Origin of the sequence: Uliginosibacterium gangwonense DSM 18521, from assembly GCF_000373965.1 — a bacterium.
Lineage (GTDB): Bacteria > Pseudomonadota > Gammaproteobacteria > Burkholderiales > Rhodocyclaceae > Uliginosibacterium > Uliginosibacterium gangwonense.
This window is the reverse complement of sequence record NZ_KB892865.1, coordinates 163332-188875: the sequence shown is the minus strand read 5'-3', so window position 1 is coordinate 188875 and position 25544 is coordinate 163332. Positions and strand designations below refer to the sequence as shown.

At 58.5% G+C, this 25544-nt stretch carries 26 protein-coding genes; 18 read left to right on the top strand and 8 right to left on the bottom strand.

Features of this window, described 5'->3' with window-relative positions:
* Positions 1-60: 60 nt before the first annotated feature.
* Positions 61-894 (bottom strand): aldo/keto reductase, encoded by an 834-nt coding sequence (locus B145_RS0119755; RefSeq protein WP_018609683.1) that lies wholly within the window; start codon positions 892-894, stop codon positions 61-63.
* 155 nt (positions 895-1049) lie between these two features.
* Here B145_RS0119755 and B145_RS0119750 point away from each other — a divergent pair, with 155 nt between their 5' ends.
* On the top strand, positions 1050-2084 hold the full coding sequence (locus B145_RS0119750; protein WP_018609682.1) for a Gfo/Idh/MocA family protein: 1035 nt from the start codon (positions 1050-1052) through the stop codon (positions 2082-2084).
* Here B145_RS0119750 and B145_RS0119745 read toward each other — a convergent pair whose 3' ends face one another.
* Positions 2085-2852, bottom strand: coding sequence for an NAD-dependent protein deacylase (locus B145_RS0119745; RefSeq protein ID WP_018609681.1), 768 nt, complete (start codon positions 2850-2852; stop codon positions 2085-2087).
* Between the two features lie 454 nt (positions 2853-3306).
* Between B145_RS0119745 and B145_RS0119740 the strand changes: the two genes are divergently transcribed.
* Both B145_RS0119740 and B145_RS0119735 read left to right on the top strand, forming a co-directional pair.
* Positions 3307-3594 carry a hypothetical protein gene (locus B145_RS0119740; RefSeq protein WP_157288532.1) on the top strand — a complete coding sequence of 96 codons (288 nt, stop codon included), beginning with the start codon at positions 3307-3309 and terminating at the stop codon, positions 3592-3594.
* Between the two features lie 358 nt (positions 3595-3952).
* Positions 3953-6049: a hypothetical protein gene (locus B145_RS0119735; RefSeq protein ID WP_018609679.1), complete on the top strand. Its 2097-nt coding sequence runs from the start codon at positions 3953-3955 to the stop codon at positions 6047-6049.
* 282 nt (positions 6050-6331) lie between these two features.
* On the opposite strand, the gene thrC is transcribed toward B145_RS0119735, so the two are convergent.
* The 4 genes from thrC to B145_RS0119715 all read right to left on the bottom strand — a co-directional run bounded on the left by thrC (position 6332) and on the right by B145_RS0119715 (position 10899).
* Positions 6332-7762, bottom strand: a complete 1431-nt coding sequence (gene thrC / locus B145_RS0119730; protein ID WP_026259318.1) for a threonine synthase — start codon at positions 7760-7762, stop codon at positions 6332-6334.
* Positions 7763-7833: 71 nt separating this feature from the next.
* Positions 7834-9144 carry a homoserine dehydrogenase gene (locus B145_RS0119725; RefSeq protein ID WP_018609677.1) on the bottom strand — a complete coding sequence of 437 codons (1311 nt, stop codon included), beginning with the start codon at positions 9142-9144 and terminating at the stop codon, positions 7834-7836.
* The gene (locus tag B145_RS0119720) at positions 9141-9599 is read right to left on the bottom strand and encodes a GNAT family N-acetyltransferase (RefSeq protein ID WP_157288531.1); all 459 of its coding nucleotides are present in this window, start codon (positions 9597-9599) and stop codon (positions 9141-9143) included. Before B145_RS0119720 ends, B145_RS0119725 begins: the two co-directional genes overlap by 4 nt.
* Positions 9600-9606: 7 nt before the next feature.
* A complete protein-coding gene (locus B145_RS0119715) occupies positions 9607-10899 on the bottom strand; it encodes a pyridoxal phosphate-dependent aminotransferase (RefSeq protein WP_018609675.1) in 1293 nt (430 codons plus the stop codon).
* A 139-nt stretch (positions 10900-11038) separates the two neighbouring features.
* Between B145_RS0119715 and B145_RS0119710 the strand changes: the two genes are divergently transcribed.
* From B145_RS0119710 to B145_RS26395, 4 genes are all read left to right on the top strand, one after another.
* Positions 11039-11419, top strand: coding sequence for an Mth938-like domain-containing protein (locus B145_RS0119710; RefSeq protein ID WP_018609674.1), 381 nt, complete (start codon positions 11039-11041; stop codon positions 11417-11419).
* A gap of 277 nt (positions 11420-11696) precedes the next feature.
* Positions 11697-12146, top strand: a complete 450-nt coding sequence (locus B145_RS0119705) for a peroxiredoxin (RefSeq protein ID WP_026259316.1) — start codon at positions 11697-11699, stop codon at positions 12144-12146.
* Between the two features lie 62 nt (positions 12147-12208).
* A complete protein-coding gene (locus B145_RS0119700) occupies positions 12209-13636 on the top strand; it encodes a PhoH family protein (RefSeq protein ID WP_026259315.1) in 1428 nt (475 codons plus the stop codon).
* Between the two features lie 134 nt (positions 13637-13770).
* Complete coding sequence (locus tag B145_RS26395; protein WP_018609671.1) at positions 13771-14430, top strand: C40 family peptidase; 660 nt, start codon at positions 13771-13773, stop codon at positions 14428-14430.
* A gap of 86 nt (positions 14431-14516) precedes the next feature.
* Here B145_RS26395 and B145_RS0119690 read toward each other — a convergent pair whose 3' ends face one another.
* Both B145_RS0119690 and B145_RS0119685 read right to left on the bottom strand, forming a co-directional pair.
* Entirely contained in the window at positions 14517-15851 is a 1335-nt protein-coding gene (locus B145_RS0119690) for an ExeA family protein (RefSeq protein WP_018609670.1), read from the bottom strand.
* A gap of 6 nt (positions 15852-15857) precedes the next feature.
* Positions 15858-17321, bottom strand: coding sequence for a sigma-54-dependent transcriptional regulator (locus B145_RS0119685; RefSeq protein WP_018609669.1), 1464 nt, complete (start codon positions 17319-17321; stop codon positions 15858-15860).
* Between the two features lie 297 nt (positions 17322-17618).
* On the opposite strand from B145_RS0119685, the gene B145_RS0119680 reads away from it, so the two are divergent.
* From B145_RS0119680 to hisD, 11 genes are all read left to right on the top strand, one after another.
* Positions 17619-18422, top strand: a complete 804-nt coding sequence (locus tag B145_RS0119680) for an ABC transporter ATP-binding protein (protein WP_018609668.1) — start codon at positions 17619-17621, stop codon at positions 18420-18422.
* 13 nt (positions 18423-18435) lie between these two features.
* Positions 18436-19206, top strand: coding sequence for a lipid asymmetry maintenance ABC transporter permease subunit MlaE (mlaE, locus tag B145_RS0119675; RefSeq protein WP_018609667.1), 771 nt, complete (start codon positions 18436-18438; stop codon positions 19204-19206).
* Between the two features lies 1 nt (position 19207).
* Positions 19208-19678, top strand: coding sequence for an outer membrane lipid asymmetry maintenance protein MlaD (gene mlaD, locus B145_RS0119670; RefSeq protein WP_018609666.1), 471 nt, complete (start codon positions 19208-19210; stop codon positions 19676-19678).
* A gap of 34 nt (positions 19679-19712) precedes the next feature.
* Positions 19713-20522, top strand: coding sequence for an MlaA family lipoprotein (locus B145_RS0119665; RefSeq protein ID WP_018609665.1), 810 nt, complete (start codon positions 19713-19715; stop codon positions 20520-20522).
* A 24-nt stretch (positions 20523-20546) separates the two neighbouring features.
* Positions 20547-21173: an MlaC/ttg2D family ABC transporter substrate-binding protein gene (locus B145_RS0119660; RefSeq protein ID WP_018609664.1), complete on the top strand. Its 627-nt coding sequence runs from the start codon at positions 20547-20549 to the stop codon at positions 21171-21173.
* Positions 21174-21494 (top strand): STAS domain-containing protein, encoded by a 321-nt coding sequence (locus B145_RS0119655; protein WP_018609663.1) that lies wholly within the window; start codon positions 21174-21176, stop codon positions 21492-21494.
* Positions 21487-22398, top strand: a complete 912-nt coding sequence (locus tag B145_RS0119650; protein WP_018609662.1) for an ABC transporter ATP-binding protein — start codon at positions 21487-21489, stop codon at positions 22396-22398. The genes B145_RS0119655 and B145_RS0119650 overlap by 8 nt, the downstream gene beginning before the upstream one ends.
* Positions 22395-23150, top strand: coding sequence for an ABC transporter permease (locus B145_RS0119645; protein WP_018609661.1), 756 nt, complete (start codon positions 22395-22397; stop codon positions 23148-23150). Before B145_RS0119650 ends, B145_RS0119645 begins: the two co-directional genes overlap by 4 nt.
* Positions 23151-23214: 64 nt before the next feature.
* Positions 23215-23463 carry a BolA family protein gene (locus B145_RS0119640; RefSeq protein ID WP_018609660.1) on the top strand — a complete coding sequence of 83 codons (249 nt, stop codon included), beginning with the start codon at positions 23215-23217 and terminating at the stop codon, positions 23461-23463.
* Positions 23464-23583: 120 nt separating this feature from the next.
* Positions 23584-24228, top strand: coding sequence for an ATP phosphoribosyltransferase (gene hisG, locus B145_RS0119635; protein ID WP_026259313.1), 645 nt, complete (start codon positions 23584-23586; stop codon positions 24226-24228).
* Complete coding sequence (gene hisD, locus B145_RS0119630; RefSeq protein WP_018609658.1) at positions 24225-25529, top strand: histidinol dehydrogenase; 1305 nt, start codon at positions 24225-24227, stop codon at positions 25527-25529. Before hisG ends, hisD begins: the two co-directional genes overlap by 4 nt.
* Positions 25530-25544: the final 15 nt, after the last annotated feature.

The window sequence follows — 25544 nt, the reverse complement described above, 5'->3', positions numbered from 1 at the left end:
AACGTTTTGCTTGAATATTGCGGAATTTTGGGGATGAGCGTGTGCCGGAAACCCTTTTTTCTAGAGCATCTCCAAGGGGATCGGGCGCTTTGGGCGGGGGAAAAGTCGGTCCAGCTCTGCTACGTGTTCCGCACTCAGGGGAGACTGCGCAGCCTGAAGGATTTCCCGCAGATGTTCGGGGCGCCCTGTTCTGGGGATGGCGATGACATCATCTTGGGCAAGCAGCCAGCCCAGCGCGGCGTGCAGTGGGGAGATACCGGTATCGCGGGCAAAATCTCGTAGTGTCTGCGTGTGCAGCAGCCGTGCCTGCTCAATGGGGGAATAGGCCATCACCGGGGTTTTATGCTGGCGCAGCCAGGGCAGCAGATTCAGTTCGATGCCGCGTCGGCCAAGGTTGTAGAGCACCTGATTGGTCGCACAGGCCTGCCCGCCAGCGCTGGCGTACCACTCTTCCATATCGTCGGTATCAAGGTTGCTGACGCCGAAGTGGCGGATTTTGCCTGTTGCCTTGAGGCGGGTGAAGGCTTCCAGGGTCTCCTCAAACGGAACACCGCCGCGCCAGTGCAACAGGTACAGATCCAGGTGATCGGTGCCCAGGCGTTTCAGGCTACGCTCGCAGGCCGCAATTGCGTCTTGGCGGGAGGCGTTGTAGGGATAGACCTTGCTGACGAGAAATGCCTCCTCGCGCCGCCCCGCAATCGCTTCGCCCACCAATTTCTCAGCCGCGCCTTCCCCGTACATTTCGGCAGTGTCGATCAGGCGAACCCCGGAATCCAGTGCCAGCCGGATGCAAGCGATCTCATCGGCACGATGTTTGGCGAATTCACCCAGATACCAGGTGCCGATACCCAGCGCGGGAACTGTTTCGCCGGAGGGAAGGCAGACTGTCTTCATGCAAATCTCCACGGTAGAAAGGGTTCTGGATGGCAACAGAGCCAGAACGAGCCAACAGATTGCCAAGTATGCCACCGGCGCAGCAAGATGCGTCTGCAAGGTAAGTGATGTGCTGTCAAAATACCGGGATTGAACCGCATGAGAGAGGTGTGTGCATGAGCACGATCAAGCTAGGTGTCATCGGCGCAGGTGCCAATACGCGTGAGCGCCACATTCCCGGCCTGCAAGCCATTGCCGGGGTGGAAGTCGTCAGTGTGGCCAACCGCAGTCTGGTCTCCGCGCAGAAGGTGGCCGCAGCTTTCGGCATTCCGAAGGCGGTGGCGAATTGGCGAGCCGTGATTGAAGACTCCTCTATTGATGCGGTGATGATCGGCACCTGGCCCTACATGCATTGCCCGCTTACCCTTGCCGCGCTGGAGGCGGGCAAGCACGTGCTGTGCGAAGCGCGCCTGGCGATGAATCTGGATGAGGCGCGCCAGATGCTGACCGCCGCGCGGCGCCACCCTGAGCTGGTCGCGCAGGTTGTGCCAGCGCCCTTTACGCTGGGGGTGGATCGCACGGTACAGCGCTTGTTGCGTGAGGGCTATATCGGCCGCCCGCTCAGTATCGAAGTGCGCGCCGCAGATGGCCGCTTTGTTGATCCCACTGCGCCGCTGAGTTGGCGGCAGGATGCCGAACTTTCCGGGCTCAACGTGATGAGCCTGGGTATCTGGTACGAGACGGTGATGCGCTGGCTGGGCGAGGCGACCCATCTGGTCGCCAAGGGGCGCGTGTTCGTCACCCAGCGGCCAGACGTGGCCACGGGCCAATTGCATGCGGTACGTGTGCCCGAGCACATCCAGGTGCTGGCCGATATGGTTTGCGGCGCTCAGGCGAGTTTTACGGTTTCCTCTGTAGCAGGCTTAGCGCGCAGCAATGAAATTCTTGTCTGCGGCACAGAAGGCACGCTACGCTTTGCTGATGGCATACTCTCGGGCGCCCGCAAGGGGGACTCTGCACTCACGCCCATCGCAATTCCGCCAGAAGAAGTGGGCAGCTGGCGCGTGGAGGCCGAATTCATCGGCGCAATCCGTGGCGAAGCGCCCGTGCGGCTCACTCGGTTTGAAGATGGCCTCAAATACATGGCCTTTACCGAAGCCGTCGCCCAAAGCATGGCCGAAGGGCGAGGGGTGGCCGTGCAGGTCGGGTGATCAGGCGTTCAGGGCGTCCCACAGGGCGCCCAGCGCCTTGGCGGCACCCTCGCGCCAGCGCACATCCGCACACTCGCTGACCCGCGTCTCCCCAGGGTTGATCTCCACGGCCAGGGCGCCGTAATCATGCGCATACGCAAACGGATGGGCAATGTAGGGGAAGACCGAGGTAGTGCCGATGGACATTACCAGGTCATACCCCTGATCCAGCACCTGCTGCAAGCGCCCGATTGCCGGGCCGGGCAGGGCCTCGCCAAACAGCACCACTGCCGGGCGCAGATGCCCCAGGCATAGCGGGCAGGGCGGTGGCAAAGTGGTGAGCTTGGCATAGTCCTCCACCACCACGTTGTAATCACAATGCACGCAATGCAGGTTAAAGAGATCGCCGTGCATTTCGATCAGATCGCGGCTCCCGGCCATACGGTGGAAACCATCGATATTCTGCGTCAGCACCGTGGTCGGCACGCGTTCCTCGAGCTGGGCGATGATCTTGTGCGCCGCATTCGGCAAAGCCCCCCGGCAGTTCTTCTCGATCTGCGCGAGATACTTCCAGGTGACCTGCGGCGAATGCTCCATCATGTGCCCGGACAAGGCTTCCTCAATCGGAATCCCCTCTTCGGTATGTGGATTCTCATCGTACAGCCCGCCAAAGCCACGATAGGTCGGCAAGCCCGAATCAGCAGAAATCCCCGCCCCCGTAATCACCAGAACGTGGCGGGCGTGGCGGATGCGATCAACGACTTTGGCAAGGTCGGGCAGGGTATTCATGGACGTAGGAGTACAGGCAGAAGTTTTTATCCTAGCGCAAATCGTCTCGCCAGGGGTTGAGAGGCATCAGCCTCAGCCCGCTACCTCGGCAATTCCTTGTCAATTTAACAAAGGGGGGCAGGAGGTGCCGTTACCCACAAGATCAACAACATCGTTGAAATGCTAACCCTTGCCTGAAGCAGGGCAGTCCAAAGGCCCATGCGCCACAACTCATTTCAGGATTGGTTTGCAGGCAGCTCGATCACCCATCGAATCTATTTGGCGTACATGTTACGCATTGACAAATGCCTGAGGACGGATGCAGGATGGAAAGAAGGAGTTTGATCATTAGCCTACTTTCATCGACTAGACTTCGAAGCAGCCGATCAAGACTGCTTCGGGTTGGCTTCTGTCGTATATGTGCCGCGGTCAGGGCGCAAAATTGCTTTTTAAATTTATAGTAGTCATCAGCGCTATGAAATATCACGACGGCTCGACGATTATTTTAGGGGATATCGTTTCCGTACCTATGCCCAACGGTAAAGAGAAAGCCCGGGTTGTGATGTTGGGCGACACTTACGAACATCTTGATATTGATACACAGTTCCTCTTATGGGTAAATGACGAGAAGATCCTGGGGGTGACATCCATTGTTGTCGAGTGGCTTGGCAGCAACCCTCTTGCTCATGATGATCTGCAGTACGCACCAGTCGGTAATTACATGTTTACTCCAGTGGACGAGTGTGTCGAAAAAATTACCTAGCATGTAGGTTGGGAAAGCTGAGGCGTCTCCCAACGTTTTGCGTTGTAATTTTCGGTATGTCGCTGTTTGTACCGTTACAAATCTTATGCTCGATTGGAGCATAGAGAATTCTTGGCATTGTCGTAATGCTTTAACACCAAGCATTTGTCCACAAAAATGAGTGCAGAATGTCTTACCCGAGAGAGGTAGAATGGGTTGGGAGGCGCCGTCGGCTTTCCCTCCCTACGCGCTAGTAAGCTGCCTGAAAGCCAATTTATTGTGTAGCTGCTTCAATCTGCCCTGCTATAGCTAGTGTGTGATGCACGTTTAAAATTACGGTATCGCCCATCATGAAACATCCCGCCTTAAGGAGGCCTGCATGCAGGACCTGGACGATCGGGTGCAAAAACTAAGAGCGATTTTTCAGGATTCCGTCACAGCCGTGCAGATGGCAGATGAAGCCTCTGCGAATGAGGCCTTGGAAGCTTACCAAAGCCTTCGGCACGCATCGGATCGCCTCTTCGACTTATTGATCGTCTTAGAGAATACTGGCCAAACGGTTAGTACCGTGCGCGCTTTAGCCAATCATTTTTTCTTGGCTAATGTTTTGGATAGGGTGAGCGAACCAATCGCTGAGGTGCTTAACAACATTGCTGCTTGCTTGCCCGGAATCGCCAAGCCCGACGGAACGCGGATTCAATCCGGGCCCGTTCAACCAGGCGCATCTCCCCCACCGCAGGTCACTGCTTTCGTGCGAACATTTGACCATGAGTCGGAGTGGCGAGAAGCCATGCTCATAGGTCGCGCTTTCACGGTTCTCAAGCGACATCCATTCTCGAACGCTCGTACAAAAGCAGTCGCAGACGCAGCGACCCGGATAAAACAACTCGGCTACCCCTTTTCGATCCGCTCAGGACGATACCAGATCAGGTCTGAGAGTATCGAAAATATCGTCGGGGAAATTTGGAGATGCCTCCATCGTCTAGGCTGTATCAATGCGCTCTCGAATATCATGCGGGTGGCCCTTGAGAGCCAAGTTTATGCCTACGAGCAAATTTTATTCGGCAGAAAATATGCCGGTGGTTACGGTGACCGCCTCCCGGGGGTGCCTATCGGGCTGCTCTATAACATTGCTGTCAAGCTGCCGGCCCTAGGATCCAACGAACGTAATGCCAGGTCCTTCTGGGACAAGGCTATCTGCATGGCGCGCGATCTAGTAGCGATGCTCGATCTCGAACCCTACTCACAATTTGCTTTTCTAGGATTGGATGCTCAAGCCTTGGAGGATGGACTGCGAAGGGTCGCACACTACGACCACTGCTTCGCTCTTCGTCAGTGGCATCTCAGCTTTACGCTGCAGTTTCTCGCCGTTTTTTTTGGTGAAAGCTTCGATGCCGACATGAAGCAGCGGCTCGGCTGGAACGTTGCGGATGCAATACAGCTGGCCCAAGTTCTTAAAGCTCACGCCAGACCGGGCACTCAGGTTGTTCCGAACTCCAGGCTGCTTGAAACCGGCTTCGGCCCGGGAGTCTTTAAATCCATGTTGCCATTCTTTGCGCATAGAGAGGGAGAAGCCAACAAAAACTATCGTTCCCCCTTCGGTGCTGCAGGTCCTGACGTAATCTTCAAGCCGCTCATTCTGCTCAAGGGAAACAGCGTCGTTTTGCCGGCGGCCTCGGTACTGGGGCCAGCCATGTTCGAAGCAACATTCGCAGCCTGGAGAACCAACAGGACCGATAAGGAAATCGACAGTTTGAAAGGAGATGGGACAGAGCGGCTGACGAAATACCTGTTCGCCAAGCACGGCTTGCAACCGTGCTTCGAGAACGCGAAGTATGATCTGGGCGAACAAGGTGCTGGCGAGTGCGATCTCGTGTTCGAAGATGAGGAAAACATCATCCTTGTCGAGTGCAAAGCAAAGGCGCTCACCCGGGGCGCCATGACCGGCATACAGGGCGATGCGCTACTCGATTTTGCAGGTGGCTTATTCGCGTCTCAAGCTCAGGCGCTGAGGCATGAGCGTATTTTGCGGAGTGAGGAGGCGATACATTTCCGCGATGGGACAAGGCTGGAGCTTCGGGATCGGCACATCACCCGCCTCACCGTGACCCTACTGGACCACGGTGCGCTCCAAGATCGGTGGATGCTTAGGAGCGTCTATAACGCTTTGTTGTCAGCCGAAGTTACCTGCGATCCCTGCTATACGAAAAAAAAGCAAGTCAAGGAATTCAATGAGAAGCTGCGCATGTTTCAGGAAGAGACACGCCTGCTTGAGGCAGCAGGGCAAGACATCAATGCCCATCCGCTCAATGCCGCTTCTGCGAGCGTGGCTCAGCTTGATGTCATATTGGAAAGCGTGCAATCACTTAGCGAGGTGAGGACAAGGTTATCCACTCGTATGACGTTCTCGACCTTCAATGTGCTACTGGAGTACTTTCATCAACAGAAGATGCGCGGCCAAGGTCAGCCTTCTTAGCGCATCGGGATCGAAGCGGAGTATGTTCAGAAAACCGTCTAAAGATGCCTCTGTTGCCTAGGTTCTTGATGGCCGGTTTGGCCGATGAGGTGCCACTGAAGCGCCTTCCCGGATGTCTGCTGCGGTCAGTTTGCCGTTGCCGACTGCACAAAGACACGACAGCCCGGATTGGATTGTTTTTGGTCTTTTTGTAGTGGGAAAACGTATGTGCTTTTTAGAGGTATCGTTGAAATAAAAAGGCCACGCAAATGCGTGGCCTTTTGCAAATAATGGCGAAGATATTTATCGTGTGTGTGTCACGATGAAATCTTTCACTGCCTGCACCTTGATATCCATCACCTCGACGCGCTGGGGCAGGGCCTCGATGTTTTGCATCGAGGCCGGGCGCCAGGGCTTTTCGCCGAGGGCTTCGATGATGGTTTCTTCGAACTTGGCGGGTAGTGCGGTTTCCAGCACGATGGTGGGGATGTCGTCATCCAGGTGTTCGAGCGCCACTTTCAGGCCGTCTGCCGTGTGGGTGTCGATCATCAGCCCGTATTGCTTGTAGACGCGCTGGATGGTGGCGATGCGGTCGGCATGGTTGCTGCGGCCGGATACAAAGCCGAATTCCGCAATGCGCGGGATGTAGGGTGTGGTCGACAGATCAAAGTGACCGCCGCCATCCACGGCCTTCCACAGCTCACGCACCACCGCCGGATCACGCCCGACCAGATCAAACACAAAGCGCTCGAAGTTCGATGCCTTGGAAATATCCATCGAGGGGCTGGAAGTGACCTTTACGTCTGCCGTCTTGCGTGGGCGGTAAACGCCGGTGCGGAAGAACTCATCCAGCACGTCGTTCTCGTTGGTAGCCAGCACCAGTTTGCGGATCGGCAACCCCATCATGCGGGCGATATGGCCTGCGCATATGTTGCCGAAGTTACCCGAGGGTACTGCAAAGTTCACCTGCTGGTTGTTTGAGGTGGTGGCAGCCAGATAACCCTTGAAATAATAGATTACCTGTGCAGCAACACGACCCCAGTTGATCGAGTTGACCGCGCCGATCTTGTACTCGGCCTTGAAGGCGAGGTCATTGGACACTGCTTTCACAATGTCTTGTGCATCATCGAACATGCCGCGCACAGCAAGGTTGAAGATGTTCGCGTCTTGCAGCGAATACATCTGCGCGCGCTGGAAAGCGCTCATGTTCTCACGCGGGGAGAGCATGAACACGCGCACGCCCTTTTTACCGCGCATGGCATATTCGGCAGCCGAACCCGTGTCGCCCGAGGTGGCGCCGAGGATGTTGATCTGCTCGCCGCGCTTTGCGAGCACATATTCAAACAGGTTGCCCAGCAATTGCATCGCCATGTCTTTGAAGGCGAGCGTGGGGCCATTGGAAAGCTCCTGCAAATACAGGTTCTTTTCGAGTTTGCGTAGCGGCGTGATCTGGCTCGTGTCCGAATCCGGGCGGGCGTTGCAATATACGGCAGGCGTGTAGGTCTTGGCCGCGAGTGCGCGTAGATCGTCTGCGGGAATGTCGGTGGCAAACTTTGCAAGCAGCGTATAAGCCAGCTCTGCATAGCTCATGCCGCGCATGGCGGTGAGTTCGGCATCGCTCACGGTGGGGTAGCTGGCAGGCAGCGAGAGGCCGCCGTCTTCCATCAAGCCACCTAGCAGGATGTCGGAGAAACCAAGTTGCGGCGCATTGCCGCGAGTGGAAAGGTATTGCATGGCAGGCATTCAATTCAAGTCAGCACATGGGTGCAGGGCGATTGGCGTGGATACGCCAATCGCATTGAAAATCAGTTCAGCTCTTCCAGCCTGATCTTGGTGACCTTGGCGACGACGGTCTTGAGGTCTTCCACGGTGGCGATGGCGGCGTTGACGTTGCCTTCGATGGCGCGGTGGGTGAGCAGGATGATGTCGGTCTGCGATTCGCCGTCACCCGGTTCGCGTTGCAGCATGGCGTCAATCGAGATGCCGTGGCCTGCGAGGATGCGGGTGATGTCGGCCAGAACGCCCGGCTTGTCTTCTACGCGCATGCGCAGGTAGTAGGCGGTTTCGACTTCTTCAATCGGCAGGATTGGCAGATTGACGAGCTGGTCGGCCTGGAACGCGAGATGCGGCACACGGTGTTCCGGGTCGGCTGTGGCGAGCCGGGTGATGTCGACCAGATCGGCGATCACGGCGGAGGCGGTGGGTTCGGCGCCCGCTCCCTTGCCGTAATACAAGGTGGCACCGACGGCATCCCCTTGCACCACGACGGCATTCATTGCGCCTTCCACATTAGCGATGAGCCGCTTGGAGGGGATCAGCGTGGGGTGTACGCGCAATTCCACGCCTTGCGGGCGGCGGCGGGCGATGCCGAGCAGCTTGATGCGGTAGCCCAGTTGTTCGGCATACTTGATGTCGGAGGCTTCGAGCTTGGTGATGCCCTCAATGTAGGCTTTGTCGAATTGCACCGGGATGCCGAAGGCCAGTGCTGCCATCAACGTGGCCTTGTGGGCAGCATCAATCCCTTCGATGTCGAAGGTGGGATCGGCTTCGGCATAACCGAGGCGTTGGGCTTCAGCCAATACTTCGTTGAAGGGCAGGCCCTTGTCGCGCATCTCGGAGAGGATGAAGTTGGTGGTGCCGTTGATGATCCCGGCGATCCATTCGATGCGGTTGGCGGTGAGCCCTTCGCGTAGTGCCTTGATGATGGGGATACCACCGGCCACGGCAGCTTCAAAGGCCACGACCACACCTTTCTTCTGCGCAGCGGCGAAGATTTCATTGCCATGCACGGCCAGCAGGGCCTTGTTGGCGGTGACGACGTGCTTGCCGTTTTCGATGGCGGCCAGCACCAAGTCCTTGGCAACGCCGTAGCCGCCGATCAGTTCGATGACAACATCGATCTCCGGGTCGCGCACCAGGGCAAAGGCGTCGTCGGTGACGCGGGCGGCGTCGCCTACCACGGCTTTGGCGCGGGCCGTATCGCGGTCGGCCACGGTAGTGATGCGGATGGGGCGACCGGCGCGACGGGTGATCTCTTCCTGATTGCGGTTGAGGACGGTCCAGGTGCCGCCACCCACGGTGCCGATGCCGAGCAGGCCAACATTGATCGGTTTCATACGAACATTTTCTTGAAGTTGAACGAGGTAATTACAAAGCCTTCACGGAAATAGAAGCGATGCGCCTGGGTGCGTTGCGTGCCGGAATCGAGGACGATTCCTGCTGCGCCCAGTCTGCGCGCTTCTCTTTCGAGGAAAGCCATCATGGCTTGGCCTACCCCTAGACTGCGGTAGGCCGCGTCGGTGACCAGGTCATCGACGTAGAACTTGATGCCGTTGAAAGTGTCTTCGTAGCAGTGCCAGAGGGCAATACCCAGCGCTTGGTCGTCGTTGCTGACAACGGCCATGCGCCCTCCACCGGCAAACACCTTGTGCATCTTGCCAACGTAATCATACGGCAGTTGGGGGCGGAGTTGGCGATGAACGCCTTCGGCCAGCATCAGCCAGTCGGGGGCGATCACAACGCCTGCGTCGTCACAGATGCGGATCAGGTTGAGTGAATCAGGCGTTTGCATGGGCATCTCAGCGGTTATGGCGTTTTCGGTAATGATCCAGGAAGCGGGCGATGCGTTCCATCACCGTGGCGAGGTCATCGGTATTGGGCAGGAATACGACCCGCACGCGGTCCGGCGTCGGCCAGTTGAAGCCCGTGCCCTGCACGAGCAGTACGCGCTCGGCCTCCAGCAGTTCGAGTACGAATTGCTGGTCGTCGGTAATCGGGTACATCTTCGGGTCAAAGCGCGGGAACATGTACAGTGCGCCTTGTGGCTTCACACAGCTTACGCCGGGCATGGCGATCAACGCCTCATAGGCCAGATCACGCTGGCGGGTGAGTCGCCCGCTGGGTTTGACCAGATCGTTGATCGATTGATAGCCGCCCAAGGCAGTCTGGATGGCGTATTGCGCAGGCACGTTGGAGCACAGGCGCATGGAGGCGAGGATCGTGAGCCCCTCGATATAGTCGCCGGCAATCCGCTTGTTGCCCGAGACGACCATCCAGCCTGCGCGATAGCCACAGGAGCGATAGTTTTTGGAGAGACCGTTGAAAGTGATGAACAGCACATCGTCGGCCAGCGAGGCCATCGAGGTGTGCTTGACGCCGTCGTAGAGTACCTTGTCGTAGATTTCGTCGGCGTAGATGATCAGCTGGTGCTGGCGGGCAATCTCGATGAGTTCCAGCAGCACTTCGTCCGGGTAGACCGCGCCGGTGGGGTTGTTCGGGTTGATGATGACGATGGCACGCGTGCGGTCGCTGATTTTGGCGCGGATGTCGTCCAGCGCGGGCAGCCAGCCATTGGCTTCGTCGCACAGGTAATGGCGGGCGCGGCCGCCGGCAAGATTGACGGCGGCGGTCCACAGCGGGTAGTCGGGGGCGGGCACCAACACCTCATCCCCATTGTTGAGCAGCCCCTGCATGGCCATCACGATCAGCTCTGAAGCACCGTTGCCGATGTAGATGTCGTCCACGGTGACATCGGCAATCTGCTTCTCCTGCGTGTAGTGCATGATGGCCTTGCGCGCCGGGAAGATCCCCTTGGAGTCCACGTAACCGGCCGCGTTGGACATATTGCGGATCATGTCCCGCGTGATTTCATCGGGTGCCTCGAAGCCGAACGCGGCAGGGTTGCCGGTGTTGAGCTTGATGATGCGCTGGCCTTCCTCTTCCATCTGCTTGGCGCGTTCGAGCACCGGGCCACGGATGTCGTAACACACGTTGGCCAGCTTGGCAGACTTGGCGATGACCCGTGCAGCCGCTTCCGGGGCGGTCTTTGGGGTTTCGTCGCTGACTACACGTACTGGCTGGCCTTGTTTCATGATGGCTACTCCGATGTTCACCCGGCAAACGGGCGATTGATGCACAAAGAGCTATATGATAGCGATACCTGCCCGATAACAGAAATGCTCTGGTGGGCTGTGTAGGCAGTCTGCCCGGCAAATGAAGCATCCCCATACGATGAAACTACAACGTGAACTGCCGGAAAACCTCAATCTGGTGAATGCTTACGATGCGGCTGCGATCACGGTCAACCGCGTCGCCCACCCCTGTAACCTAGTCGTGGCGCCACAGGCCTTGCGGGAAAACTGGCTCGAAGGCGGGTTTGATGCTTTGAGCGCCGAGCACCTAGCCGCCTTGTTGGACCTCAAGCCCGCGTTGGTCTTGCTGGGAACGGGGGCTCGCCAATACTTCCCCAAGCCTGCCGTGCTGCGTCCCCTGGTTGAAGCCGGGGTGGGGTGGGAAGTCATGGATACCGGCTCGGCGTGTCGCACTTACAACATTCTGGCTTCCGAAGGCCGTGAAGTGGTCGCCGCCTTGTTGCTTCCAACCAACACTTGATGCGGCTGTCAGGGCAGCATGCGCTGAGTGCTGCCTTTGCGTGGCGCCCAGCAGACGGATGCCAACATCCTGATTTATCAATCACAAACCCGGTTTTTGGTTCATGGCATGCCTGTGACGGTGCGCGCACGGGCTTGCCCGCCAATGGTCAGAGATTGCTTCCGGGCAGCGCCCGCGCTTGCAGGGGCGCACGCAAGGCTATACGCTGAAAGTGTTCCCGCCGCCAGCGTGGGGGCGGGACGCCAAAAAATGGATTGATAACCATAAGGATCTCGATATGAGCCAGCTCCCCAGCCTGACGCTGCCCGCCACCGGCGGTCAGTCTATCTCCCTGTCTTCGCTTCTTGGCCGCAAGGTCGTTCTGTATTTCTACCCGAAGGACAACACGCCCGGCTGCACCACCGAGGGCATCGACTTTGGCCGCCTGCATGCTGAATTTGCGGCAGCCGGTGCTGCTGTGTTCGGCGTCTCGCGCGACGACATGAAGTCTCATGAGAACTTCAAGTGCAAGTTCACCTTCCCCTTCGAACTGCTCTCGGATGAAGACGAGAAGCTGTGCGAAGCGCTCGATGTCATCAAGATGAAAAACATGTATGGCAAGCAGGTACGTGGCATTGAGCGCAGCACCTTTGTTTTTGACGCCGCAGGCAAACTTGTGCGCGAATGGCGCGGGGTGAAGGTGGAGGGCCATGCCCAGGAGGTATTGGATTACATAAGCAGCCTTTGATCCATCCCTATGGCTTGAAGGTGCTGCCCGAAGCATTTTTTCCTCGACTAACGAAAGCTGATATGGCCACTCGCAAATCTGCAGCAGTCAAGGCACCCACCACGAAGTTGTTTGTGCTCGATACCAATGTATTAATGCATGACCCGACCAGCCTGTATCGCTTCGAGGAGCACGATATTTTCGTGCCGATCATGACGCTTGAGGAGTTGGACAACAACAAGAAGGGGATGTCTGAAGTCGCCCGCAACGCTCGTCAGGCCAGCCGGATGATGGACGAAGTGGTGTCGACCTGTGAGCATCACATAGAGCAGGGTATCCCACTGGAGGCGCCCTCGCGCGGGCAGGCCACCGGGCGGCTGTTCCTGCAGACCCAGGCCATCGACCCGAGCTTGCCCGTCGGGGTGCCAACCGCCAAGGCTGACAACCAGATCCTGGCGGTGATCATGTTCCTGTGCAAGCAATTCCCTGAGCGGCATGTGATCCTGGTGTCCAAGGACATCAACATGCGCATCAAGGCGCGTGCGCTGGACCTGGAGGCGCAGGATTATTTCAACGACAAGGTGCTGGAGGATACAGATCTTCTCTACACCGGCATGCGTGAGCTGCCCGCAGATTTCTGGGATACCCACGGCAAGGACATGACTTCGTGGAAGGAGGGCGGGCGTACCTACTACAAGGTGCGCGGGCCCTTGTGTGCGGACATGTTTGTCAATGAACTCGTGTATCAGGAAGGCGACAAGCCGCTCTACACCATCGTCAAGCAAAAGGATGGGATGGAGGTTGTGCTGGAATCCCTGATCGATTTCACCCACCAGAAAAATAATGTGTGGGGCATCGTGGCACGTAACCGGGAGCAGAATTTTGCGCTCAACCTGTTGATGAACCCGGATGTGGATTTCGTCAGCTTGCTCGGTCAGGCCGGGACTGGCAAGACGCTGCTGACGCTGGCTGCGGGGCTCACCCAGATTCTGGAAACCAAGCGTTACGCCGAAATCATCATGACCCGGGTGACTGTGCCGGTAGGCGAGGATATCGGCTTTCTGCCCGGTACCGAAGAGGAAAAGATGGCGCCCTGGATGGGGGCGTTGGAAGACAACCTTGATGTACTCAATGGCAACGTGGATGAGGGTGGGAGCTATGGCGGCGAGTGGGGGCGGGCGGCCACGCGCGACCTGATCCGCACGCGGATCAAGGTCAAGAGCTTGAACTTCATGCGTGGGCGCACCTTCATCAACAAGTTCCTGATCATCGATGAGGCGCAGAATCTGACTTCCAAGCAGATGAAAACGCTGATTACGCGGGCTGGGCCAGGGACTAAGGTGGTCTGCCTGGGGAACATCGCCCAGATCGACACGCCCTACCTTACCGAGGGGAGTTCGGGCCTGACCTATGTGGTCGACCGTTTCAAGGGCTGGACTCACAGCGGGCACATCACCTTGCAGCGAGGTGAGCGCTCACGTCTGGCCGATTACGCGGCAGAGGCCTTGTAGCAAACGTGCATAACCCGCAGGGTAACGAGGGCAAACCCCTTGTGCCATGCGGGTTTGTTGAGGCTTGTACGTTCGTCGTATTAAGGCGTTTTTAGGGTTTACGGCGTGCAGCATGGGGCGTATAGTTCGACCCCATGCAATTGAAACACAAGTTCATCCTTCCTGCTGCCATCGCCCTGTTCTGCGCTTCAAGCGTATGGGCCGATGAACCATCTTCCGCGCAGCCGGCGGAATCTTCCCTGTTTCAACGCGCAGCTTCGTCTGCACAGGCCGCAGTCTCCTCCACCAGCAGTGGCATCAATGCGATGGTGGAAAAGAGCATGAGCTTCCTGGGTATCCGTTACCGTTACGGCGGCAATGGCCCGGAGGCCGGTGGTTTTGATTGCAGCGGGCTGGTCAAGAAAGTGTTTGGTGAAGCTCTTGGCGTGAATCTGCCGCGTACAGCGGTCGAGATGGCTCGCCTGGGTGACAAGGTCAACGGCGTGCAGGATCTGAAGCCGGGTGACTTGGTGTTCTTCAACACCATGCGTCGTGCCTTCTCGCACGTAGGTATCTACGTGGGGGATAACCGCTTTATCCACGCGCCTTCCACGGGTAATGTGGTCCGGGTCGAGGATATGGATAGCGATTACTGGCGCAGCCGTTTCAACGGTGCCCGCCGTCTGGTGTCTGACGCACAGGCCGCCGATCTGCCGCAATCCGTGCGTGATGCCGCTGCTGCACGTATCAATGCCAACGCCGCCTCCGCTGGGGCTGCAGCGAACAACAACCCCAGTCCATCGGCCAATCAGTAAGTCCTTGCCACGGGTCGCTTCAGCCCGGCGGTATCTTGTTCCCCTGCTTCAGTTCCCTTGTTTCTCTGGCTGATTCTGCCTGCTTGTCAGTCAAGCGATGTGTAACGCCGAATGCTGATTTCCGGGCTGCGTGCCCAGGTCGGCAGGTAGCCGCGTATCTTCTGTGCGCTGGCTTCGTTGGCAAACGGGCCATAGAGCACATGCAGCCTGGGGGTGGCGGGATTGTGGCTGAGATAGAGTTGGAGGCGGTCAGCACGTAGTCGGGTGTGAACTGCCGTAATCAGGGATTCCAGGCTCTGTGCATTTGCAACCGGGGCGCTGCGCAGTTCTATGAAGAAATGTTCTCCTGGCGTTGTTGCCAGCCGGGTGCGAGTTTGCTCCAGTATCGTTTGAGCCAGAGGGCTGAGCTGTGGTGTGGGCTGGCTTGCCGTTGGGCTTGAGCTTGCTGCTGGCGGACTGGATTGCACTGCTGTGGGGAGCGAAGCGCCTGTTGTGGCGCCACTCGTGGCTTCAGTTCTGCTGGTGGGGGGCTTCTGCCCCCAGATGCCTAGGCCGATAAGTAGGGCGGCCAGAGTGATTCCTCCTGCGGCCAGACCGATGCGCCGCATGCCCTGGCCAAGTGGGGCAAACTGGGCGTCATGCATGGCGGCGTGGATATGTTTCAGGCTCAGCGTGTGGGTATTGTCGGCAAAGGCTGCCAGTAAGGCTTTGTCGGCCAGAATGTTGATGCGCCGCGTCAGCCCCCGTGAGGCCCGCATCAGTGGGCCAAGCGTGGCCTTGCTGAACAGTTCCGGCCCCTTGTAACCCGCCGCGCGCAGGCGGAAATCCAGATAGGCCGCCAACTCGTTTTGCTGCATGGGTTCGAGTTCAAAACTCTGGGTGATGCGCTCCCGCAGCGAACGCATGGTGGGTTCTGCCAGCAAGGCGTTGAGTTCAGGCTGACCAAACAGCACGATCTGCAGGAGTTTATGGGTGGATGTCTCCAGGTTGGAGAGCAGGCGGATCTGCTCCAGCGACTCCCGGGGCATGGCATGCGCCTCATCAATGATCGCCACCACCTTCTTGCCTTGCGCATGGAGTGCGATCAGGGCTTTCTCGATGCGCCGCAGCAGGGCGGTGTCGGCCTCTTGAGGCAGGCCCAGGTCATCCGCCAGGGTTTCGAGCAATTGTTGCGGGCTGAGGCTGGGGTTGGCGATATAGAGGGTCTGGATGTCGGCGGGCAGTTGTTCGAGCAGCATGCGGCACAGCATGGTCTTGCCTGTGCCAACTTCGCCGGTGACGCGGATGATCCCTTCGTCATGGGCGATGGCAAAGCACAGCGCCTCCAGCACGGCCCCGCGTTTGGCGCCCGCGAAGAAGCGCCCAGTGTGTGGGGTGATGCGGAAGGGGGATTCGTGCAGGCCGAAGTGATCCTTGTACATAGGGTATTAGAGGTGTTCTCGCGCCAGCGTCAGAAAATCCGGGATAGATTCGCCGTTGCGTGCCAGGGTGTCAATGCGGTTATACAAGGTTGAACGGTTCAGGCCTAGCAGGCGGGCGGCCTGACTGACGTTACCTTGGGCTTGCAGCAGCGCGGCCATGATGTATTCGCGTTCGATACGTCGCAATGTGGCGTCCAGCACGATGCCATTGCCCAGTTTTGGCAGGCCGCCGCTGGTGCTCGCCGGGCTTTCCGGCGCGATGGTGGCGGGCAGGCTGGGGGATGTTTCCAGTTCTGGTTTGAGCGTGTCGAGCCCTACTGTTTGCCCGGCCATGCGGCTGGCGAGCCGAGCGACAATGTTGCGCAGTTCGCGCACGTTGCCGGGGAATCTATAGTGTTGCCAGAGCTGGCGGGCTGCGTCATCCAGCCGGAAGGCGGGCAGGCCCATCTCCTGGTTGAATTCATGCAGAAAGTGCAGGAGCAGCACATTGCGGTCATCCGCCATCTCCCGCAGGGGCGGCATCAATAGGCGCAGCACGCTGAGCCGGTGGTACAGGTCGACACGGAAACGCCCGGCACGCACCTCCACGAGCAGATCCCGATTGGTTGCGGCCAATACCCGCGCTTTGGAAAAGCGGGTTTGGGTTTCGCCCACGCGCTGGTATTCCCCGCTTTCCAGCACCCGCAGGAGCTTGGGCTGGAGTTCCAGCGGAAGTTCTCCGATTTCATCCAGAAACAGGCAGCCTTCGCCGGCGTCCTCGAAGTACCCCGCCTTATTGCCTACTGCTCCAGTGAAGGCGCCACGGGCATGGCCGAACAGCGTGGCTTCGATCAGGTTGGGTGAGATGGCCGAGCAATTCAGGGCCAGGAAAGGCTTGCCACGGGTACTGCCTTGTTCGTGCAGGCTGCGCGCTGCGATTTCCTTGCCGGTGCCCGATTCCCCTTCGATTAGCACGGGGAAGCGAGATGTGGCGTATTGGCCGATGCGCTCCCGCACGGCATGGATGGCTGTGCTGAGGCCAACGATACGATTGGCCTGGGGGAGACGGATTTGTTCCCGCTGCTCCTGCTGGCGCAGGCCCATGGCCTGCTCAAGCGCCTTGAGCAAAACTTCCGGGTGGGCAGGCTTGGCCAGAAAATCCAGGGCCCCCAGGGTACGGGCGTGGCGGGCGTGGGCTTCTTCGTCCTGGCCGGAGAGTACGATGATTTTGCACAAGGGGTCCTGCGCCAGAATCTCCTGGATCAGCAGCAAGCCCTCTTCGGCGCGATGCGGATAGGGCGGCAGCCCCAGGTCGACCAGTGCGACTTCAGGCGCCAGTGCCTCTTCGCGCAATTGCTGCATGGCCTGCTCACGACTCTCTGCCTGGCTCACCTCGAAGCGCTCCCCCAGGGTGAAGGCCAAGGTCTCCTGGATCAGCGGGTCGTCATCAACAATCAGCAGGCGAGGGCGGCGGGTGGATGGCAAGGTCATGATCGGAGGCTGGGCAGTGTGGGTACGATCTTAGCGCGAGTGTGCAGCAAGGCTTGCATCGTGCCCCTAAATCCCTGTCTTGATGGCCACATGAAATTTGAAGTTGCCATCTTTCGAGTATGGTTATGTGTGCGAGGACACCAAGGCGCAAGACCCTTAGTGAATGCTTAAAGCAAGGTTTATGGCCAGACCAAGATTGAATGGGTCACATGATAGAATCAAGCCTCATCGGTCGATTTGTATCTTTTTATCGTATCCGCATTTTGATCTGTTTCTATCCGGAAGAGCAATCCAGAGATGTCTTCTCTCGTTTCTTTACGCGATGTGCGTTTCAGCTATGGTAACCGCGATGTACTCCATGGCGTGACGCTGAACGTGCCACGTGGCAAGCTTGTTGCCATCATGGGTGGTTCGGGTTGCGGCAAGACAACACTGATGCGCCTGATCGGCGGGCAGCTGCGCCCGCGTGCCGGGCAGCTTACCGTCTGCGGGGCCGAGGTGCCGAGCCTGGACCGTGAGGGGCTGTACGATCTGCGCCGCCGCATGAGCATGCTGTTCCAGTTTGGCGCCCTGTTTACCGATCTGTCGGTGTTCGACAACGTGGCTTTCCCGATGCGCGAACACACCAACATGCCTGAGCCGATCATTCGTGACCTCGTGCTGATGAAATTGCACGCGGTGGGCTTGCGTGGTGCCGAAAATCTGCTGCCCAGCGAGCTTTCTGGCGGGATGGCGCGGCGTGTGGCATTGGCCCGCGCGATTGCGCTGGACCCGGAACTGATGATGTACGACGAGCCTTTTGCGGGGCTGGACCCGATCTCCCTAGGGGTGATCGGGCAATTGATCCGCAAGCTCAACGACGCGCTGGGGGCTAGTTCGATTGTGGTGACTCACGATGTGCAGGAGTCGCTCCAGATCGTGGACTACGTCTACTTCCTGTCTGACGGCAAGGTGGTGGCCGAGGGCACGCCGGATGAGATCCGTACGTCGGAAGACCCCTGGGTACACCAGTTTGTATGGGGCGAGGCCGATGGTCCGGTGCCTTTCCGCTATCCGGCCGTCCCCTATGAAGAGGCTTTGTTGGGAGTTCAGCGTGCTTAATCGGATTGCATCTATGTTCCGTCTGGTGGGCGCCCGGACAATCAATACCCAGTGGCGGCTTGGCGTGATGGCTCGTTTCTTCGGACTCCTGCTCTGGCATTCCGGCAGCAGCTTCCGCCGCCTGCGTCTGACCTTGCGGGAAATCTATTTCTCCGGGGTGTTGTCGCTGACTATCATTCTGATTTCCGGCTTGTTCGTGGGCATGGTGCTTGGCCTGCAGGGGTATGAAACCTTGCAGCGCTATGGCTCGGAAGAGGTGCTGGGCACGCTGGTGGCGCTCTCGCTGGTGCGGGAACTGGGCCCCGTGCTGGCCGGTCTACTGTTCGCCAGCCGTGCGGGTTCTGCGGTAACCGCCGAAATCGGCCTGATGAAGGCGACCGAACAGCTTGCCGCCATGGACATGATGGCGGTGGACCCGGTTGCCCGGGTGGTGGCGCCGCGCTTCTGGGGCGGGGTGATTTCCATGCCGATCCTGGCCTTGCTGTTCTCGGCCATGGGGGTGTTTGGCGGCTATCTGGTCGGTGTGGTGATGATCGGGATTGACTCAGGCAGTTTCTGGTCGCAGATGCAGGCATCTGTGGATTTTCGTAATGACATTGTCAATGGTGTCATCAAGAGTGTTGTCTTTGGCGTTGCAGTATCGTTGGTGGCTGTTTTTGAAGGCTTTGACACCGATGGCACCGCCGAAGGGGTATCCCGGGCGACAACGCGTACTGTGGTAACTTCTTCCCTGGCCATTCTCGGGCTGGATTTCATTCTGACTTCGTTTATGTTCAGAGGCTGACGTGAATAGAACAACGATCGATTTGTGGGTGGGTATTTTTGTAACCCTGGGCGCACTGGCGCTGGTGTTTCTGGCGCTCAAGGTGGGCAACCTCAGTGGTGGGCAGATTCGCTCGCCGTATTCGCTGACGGCCAATTTTGACAACATTGGTGGCCTTAAGGCCCGTGCTCCGGTCAAGAGTGCAGGTGTGGTGGTTGGACGCATCCAGGAGATCCATCTTGACAAGCAACACTATCAGGCGGTGGTGACGATCCAGATGGATGGCCGCTACACCTTCCCCAAGGATACTTTTGCCACCATCAACACCTCGGGCTTGCTGGGCGAACAATACATCGGCCTGGAGCCGGGGGGAGACCCGGATGACCTCAAGCCGGGTGACGTGATCAAGAAGACCCAGTCTGCCGTCGTGCTGGAGAAGCTGATCAGTCAGTTCATGTTCAGCAAGGCTGCGGAAGGCCCGGCCACCAAGTAAGTGGCGGGGCGGCCAGGAATACAGGAGAAGCGGAATGAAACTGCTGACTATTGTGACGATGATGCTGGCGCTGCTGCTCAGTGCCTGCGCCACCACCGGTAATCCGCAGGACCCGCTGGAGCCGATGAACCGCAAGGTATTCGCCTTCAACGATGCGGTGGATACCTACGCCTTCAAACCTGTGGCCAAGGGCTATGCGGCAGTCACGCCGATGCCGGTGCGCACAGGGATCGGCAACTTCTTCTCCAACCTGGAAGATGCCTGGATTGGCACCAACAATCTGCTCCAGGGTAAGCCGGGCGCGGCAGCCAGCGATGTGGGGCGGCTGCTGGTCAATACCACGGTAGGGATTCTGGGGCTGTTTGACGTAGCTACCGAACTTGGGCTGGAAAAGCATGACGAAGACCTGGGGCAGACCCTGGGTGTGTGGGGCGTAGGGCCGGGGCCGTATCTGGTGCTGCCTTTCTTTGGGAGTTCGACCCTCAGAGACAGCAGCAACACACTGGTGACGTTGGCTGTGCCCTATGTTGATCCGGTGGGAGCGGTTGACCGGGTGGCCATCCGCAACACCGCGCGGGCGATCAGACTCGTGGATCTGCGTGCCCAGCTTCTGGCTGCGGGTAATGCCCTGGACGAAGCCGCACTCGACAAGTATTCCTTCATGCGGGACTTCTATCTCAAGCGGCGGATCAACCAGATCTATGACGGGAACCCGCCCAAGGTGAAGAACAAAGAAGACGACGATTATCTGGATGAACCTGCGCCGCCTGCGGCACCCGCCGCGACGAAGCTTGAAGAGCCTCCCGCCGGGCAATTCGCGCCGGCAGAGTCTTCCGGCAAGTAAAATGGATTTTCAAGAGGAGTGTGTATGACCAAGTTTTTCCTGACCATCTTGTTGGCCTTGGGGCTGGCTTCCAACGCAATGGCAATGGATGCCCCCGATGAACTGGTACGCAATGTCAGCAAAGACATGGCTGAAACAGTACGGAATGACAAAGCCATCCAGGCGGGCGACATCAAGCGTGTTACCGAAGTCGCAGAGACCAAGATCCTCAAGTATTTCGATTTCCAACGCATGACTGGCTTGGCCGTCGGGCGCGAATGGCGCAATGCCACGCCTGAACAAAGGACTGCCTTGGCGAGCGAATTCCGTACCCTGTTGGTGCGTACCTATGCGAACGCCCTGGCCCAGTACAAAAACCAGACCATTGATGTGAAGCCGCTCAAGCTTGCCGCGACCGATACCGACGTTACCGTGCGGACCGAATTGCGCCAGCCCGGCTCCAAGCCGATTCCCATGGATTACGACATGATCAAGGGCACCGACAACTGGAAGGTTTATGACGTATCCGTTGCAGGGGTGAGTCTGGTCACCAACTATCGTGAAACCTTCGGCCAGGAAATCAAGGCCAGTGGCATCGATGGGCTGATCAAGTCTTTGCACGACAAGAACCAAGCCGGGGCGGCCAAGGCGGCCGATACAGGTAAGAAATAAATGCTGAACGAGCGCGATGGGCGCCTGTATGTGGCAGGCGCCATGACCATGCATCAGGCGGCGGCGCTGCTTGCCCTGGGGGAGGAGCGTTGTACCCAGGGGGACTGCATCATTGATCTGGCCGAGGTGGAGTCTGCTGATTCCTCCGCCATTGCTGTTGTGCTGGGATGGGTGCGCCGCGCCCATACCACCGGGCGCAAGGTGCAGGTACTCAATCCGCCACAATCCTTTGTCAGTCTGGCCGCGTTGTATGGCGTCGATCAATTGCTTGCACCTTATGTGGAAGCAGTGATGTCTGAGGGCGAGGCTCCCATTGAGTGACATACCAGCCATTCGTGTGAGTGGCGCAGTTAAATGCTTTGGCGCACTACGCGCCCTGGATGGGGTCGATCTAGATATCCGTCAGGGCGAGTTCTTTGGCCTGCTCGGGCCAAATGGCGCGGGCAAGACGACGCTGATTTCCGCGCTGGCGGGCTTGTCCCGTCTCACCGAAGGCCATATCGCCGTGATGGGGCATGACGTGGTGCGGGACTACCGCCAGGCCCGTTCTGTGCTGGGCGTGGTGCCGCAGGAATTGGTGTTTGACCCCTTCTTCTCGGTGCGCGAACTCCTGCGCATCCAGGCCGGCTACTTCGGCATCCGTGGCAATGATGACTGGATTGACGAACTGTTGGCCAATCTGGACCTCACCAACAAGGCTGAGACCAATATGCGCCAGCTCTCCGGCGGCATGAAACGCCGCGTGCTGGTGGCGCAAGCCCTGGTGCATAAGCCGGATGTCATCGTGCTGGACGAACCCACCGCCGGGGTGGATGTGGAGTTGCGCCAGACGCTTTGGCGCTTTATCCGCAAGCTCAATGAAAACGGCCATACCATCGTGCTGACCACCCACTATCTGGAAGAAGCCGAGGAGTTGTGCCACCGTATCGCCATGCTCAAGGCCGGGCAGATCGTGGCTTTAGACACTACCCAGAACATTCTCGCCCGGGTGGGGGGCCAGACGCTCAAACTGCACATCGGCTCGGCCGCGCTGCCAGCAGTATTGGTGGCCAAAGCATTGAGTTTTGATGCAGGGGTGGCGCAATTCAATTTTGCCGACCCGCTCCAGGTTGAAGAAACCTTGCGCGTTATGCGCGAAGCCGGGGTGCGTGTGGAAGAAATGGAAATCCTCAAGCCCGATCTGGAACAAGCCTTTATCCAGATGATGCGTCAGGAGGCCGCGTGATCGCCTTCCGTACCCTTCTGTACAAAGAAATGCTGCGCTTCTGGAAGGTCAGCTTCCAGACCGTGGCTGCACCGGTGTTGACGTCGGTGCTTTACCTGATGATCTTCGGCCATGTGTTGGAGGGACGGGTTCAGCCTTATCCCGGCGTGAGCTACACCGCCTTCCTGATTCCCGGCCTGGTGATGATGAGCGTGTTGCAAAACGCGTTTGCCAATAGCTCCTCTTCGCTGATCCAGAGCAAGATTACCGGCAACATCGTTTTTGTGCTGCTGCCCCCCATTTCCTACCGTGAATTCTTTTCGGCCTACGTGCTGGCGGCTGTGGTGCGAGGGATTGTGGTGGGGCTGGGCGTGTGGCTGGCGGCGGCATTCTTTGTCCTCACGCCCCTGGCTCATCTGTTCTGGGTGCTGTGTTTTGCCACATTGGGCGGGGCCATCATGGGCGCATTGGGGGTGGTGGCAGGCATCTGGGCGGAAAAGTTTGACCAGCTCGCCGCGTTCCAGAACTTCCTCATCATGCCGCTGACCATGCTCTCCGGCGTGTTCTACTCCATCCATTCTTTGCCGCCCTTCTGGCAAAGCCTGTCGCGGCTGAACCCATTCTTCTTCATGATTGACGGTTTCCGCTACGGATTCTTTGGCGTTTCCGACATCAACCCTTGGGTGAGCTTTGCTGTCGTCGGGATTGCCCTGATCCTTGTGACAGGATTTAGCCTGGAAATGCTCCGTCGAGGCTATAAACTGCGATACTAATGCCTTTGGCGACCTGCCCCCAGAGGCAGGCGACCGTGTTTCCACCCCCGGCATTTGGAAGATCATGTTTCAGGCAAACGAAATCAAGCGTCTCATCGAGGCAGGCCTGCCCTGCGAATACGTCGCCATCGAAGGTGATGACGGCGTACACTTCTCCGGCATTGTCGTCAGTGCAAGCTTTGCAGGCAAAATGCGGGTGCGCCAGCATCAGGCGGTGTACGCCACCCTGGGCGCGCTGATGGGCAACGAAATCCACGCCTTGCAGTTGCAGACCTACACGCCCGAACAGTGGCAGGCCGCCCAGCAGGCTTGATGGATACGCTTACCCTGATTGCAACCCGGCCTGGCCGGGTTTTTGATGTTTGAGATGGAAAAAAAACTGGCTGTCCGGCATGTCCTTGATCTGAACTCCGGACAAATTGAGGAAATTATCGTGACTGGAATTACCCTAGCCCTCTCCAAGGGGCGCATCTTTGAAGAAACCTTGCCACTGTTGGCGGCTGCGGGCATCGTCCCGGTGGAAAACCCGGAAAGCTCGCGCAAGCTCATCATCGAAACCAATCGCTCGGAAGTGCGGCTGGTGATCGTGCGCGCCTCCGATACACCCACCTATGTGCAATACGGTGCGGCAGATCTGGGCATTGCGGGCAAAGATGTGCTCATTGAGCATGGTGGGGCAGGGCTTTATCAGCCGGTGGATCTGAACATCGCCAAGTGCCGCATGAGTGTCGCCGTGCCTGTGGGCTTTGACTACGCCGCTGCCGTGCAGCGCGGCGCGCGGATTCGAGTGGCCACCAAATACATGAAGATTGCCCGCGAGCACTTCGCCTCCAAGGGTATGCACGTCGACCTCATCAAGCTGTATGGCTCCATGGAACTGGCCCCGCTGGTGGGTTTGGCCGAGGCGATTGTCGACCTTGTGTCTACCGGCGGTACGCTGCGCGCCAACAGGCTAACCGAGGTGGAAGAGATTATGCAGATCAGCTCGCGTCTGGTCGTCAATCAGGCCGCGCTGAAAATGAAGCGCGAATTGTTGCAACCGATTATTGAAGCCTTTGCAGGGGCCGTCAAGCCATGAGCACGCAAGCCTTGATCCGCCGTTTGGATTCTCGAACGGCTGATTTCACCGCCACGCTGGATGCTTTGCTGGCCTTTGATAACAGCACGGATGTCCGCGTTAATAACGCCGTGGGAGAGATTCTGGCTGCGGTGCGCAGTCAGGGTGATGCCGCAGTCATTGACTATAGCAACCGTTTTGACGGCCTGAATGTCAAAAGCATTGAAGCGTTGGAGCTTCCGCGCCGTGAGCTGCAAGCGGCGCTGGATTCCCTGCCTGCCGAAAGCCGCGCTGCGCTGGAATGTGCCGCTGAACGGGTGCGCAGCTATCACGAGAAACAACGGCTGGAATCCTGGAGCTATACCGAAGCCAACGGCACCCGCCTGGGGCAGAAAGTCACCCCGCTGGATCGCGTGGGCCTCTACGTGCCCGGCGGCAAAGCCAGTTATCCCAGCTCGGTTCTCATGAATGCCGTGCCTGCCAAGGTGGCCGGTGTGGGCGAACTCATCATGGTTACACCCACCCCGCGTGGCGAGCGTAACCCCTTGGTGCTGGCTGCTGCTGCCATTACCGGCGTGGATCGTGTGTTCACGATTGGTGGTGCACAGGCCGTGGCTGCGCTGGCCTACGGCACGCAAAGCATGCCGCAAGTCGACAAGATCGTAGGCCCCGGCAACGCCTATGTGGCCGAAGCCAAGCGCCGCGTGTTCGGTACCGTCGGCATCGATATGGTGGCGGGCCCCTCGGAAGTGCTCATCATTTCCGATGGCACTGGCAACCCGGACTGGGTGGCCATGGATTTGTTTGCGCAGGCCGAGCACGACGAAGTCGCGCAATCCATCCTGCTGTGCACAGATGCCAAATTCATTGATGCCGTCGCAGCCTCCATCGCCCGGCTACTGCCGGAGATGCCGCGCCGTGACATCATCGCAGCCTCGCTTGCCAATCGTGGCGCGCTGATCAAGGTGGCCGATCTGGACGAAGCCTGCGCGATTGCCAACCGTATCGCCCCGGAACACCTGGAACTAGCGATTGAGCACGCGGAACCCTGGGTCGAAAAAATCCGCCATGCCGGCGCCATTTTCGTCGGCCACTGCTCGGTGGAATCTCTTGGCGATTATTGCGCCGGGCCGAACCACGTGTTGCCCACCATGCGCAGCGCCCGCTTCTCCTCGCCCCTGGGCGTGTATGACTTCCAGAAGCGTACCAGCATCATTCACATGTCGCCCGCAGGCGCGGCTGAGCTGGCCCCGGTTGCCGCCACGCTGGCCTATGGCGAAGGCTTGCAGGCACACGCCAAGTCGGCAGAGTATCGCAAGTAATCTGCGGACTTTGCT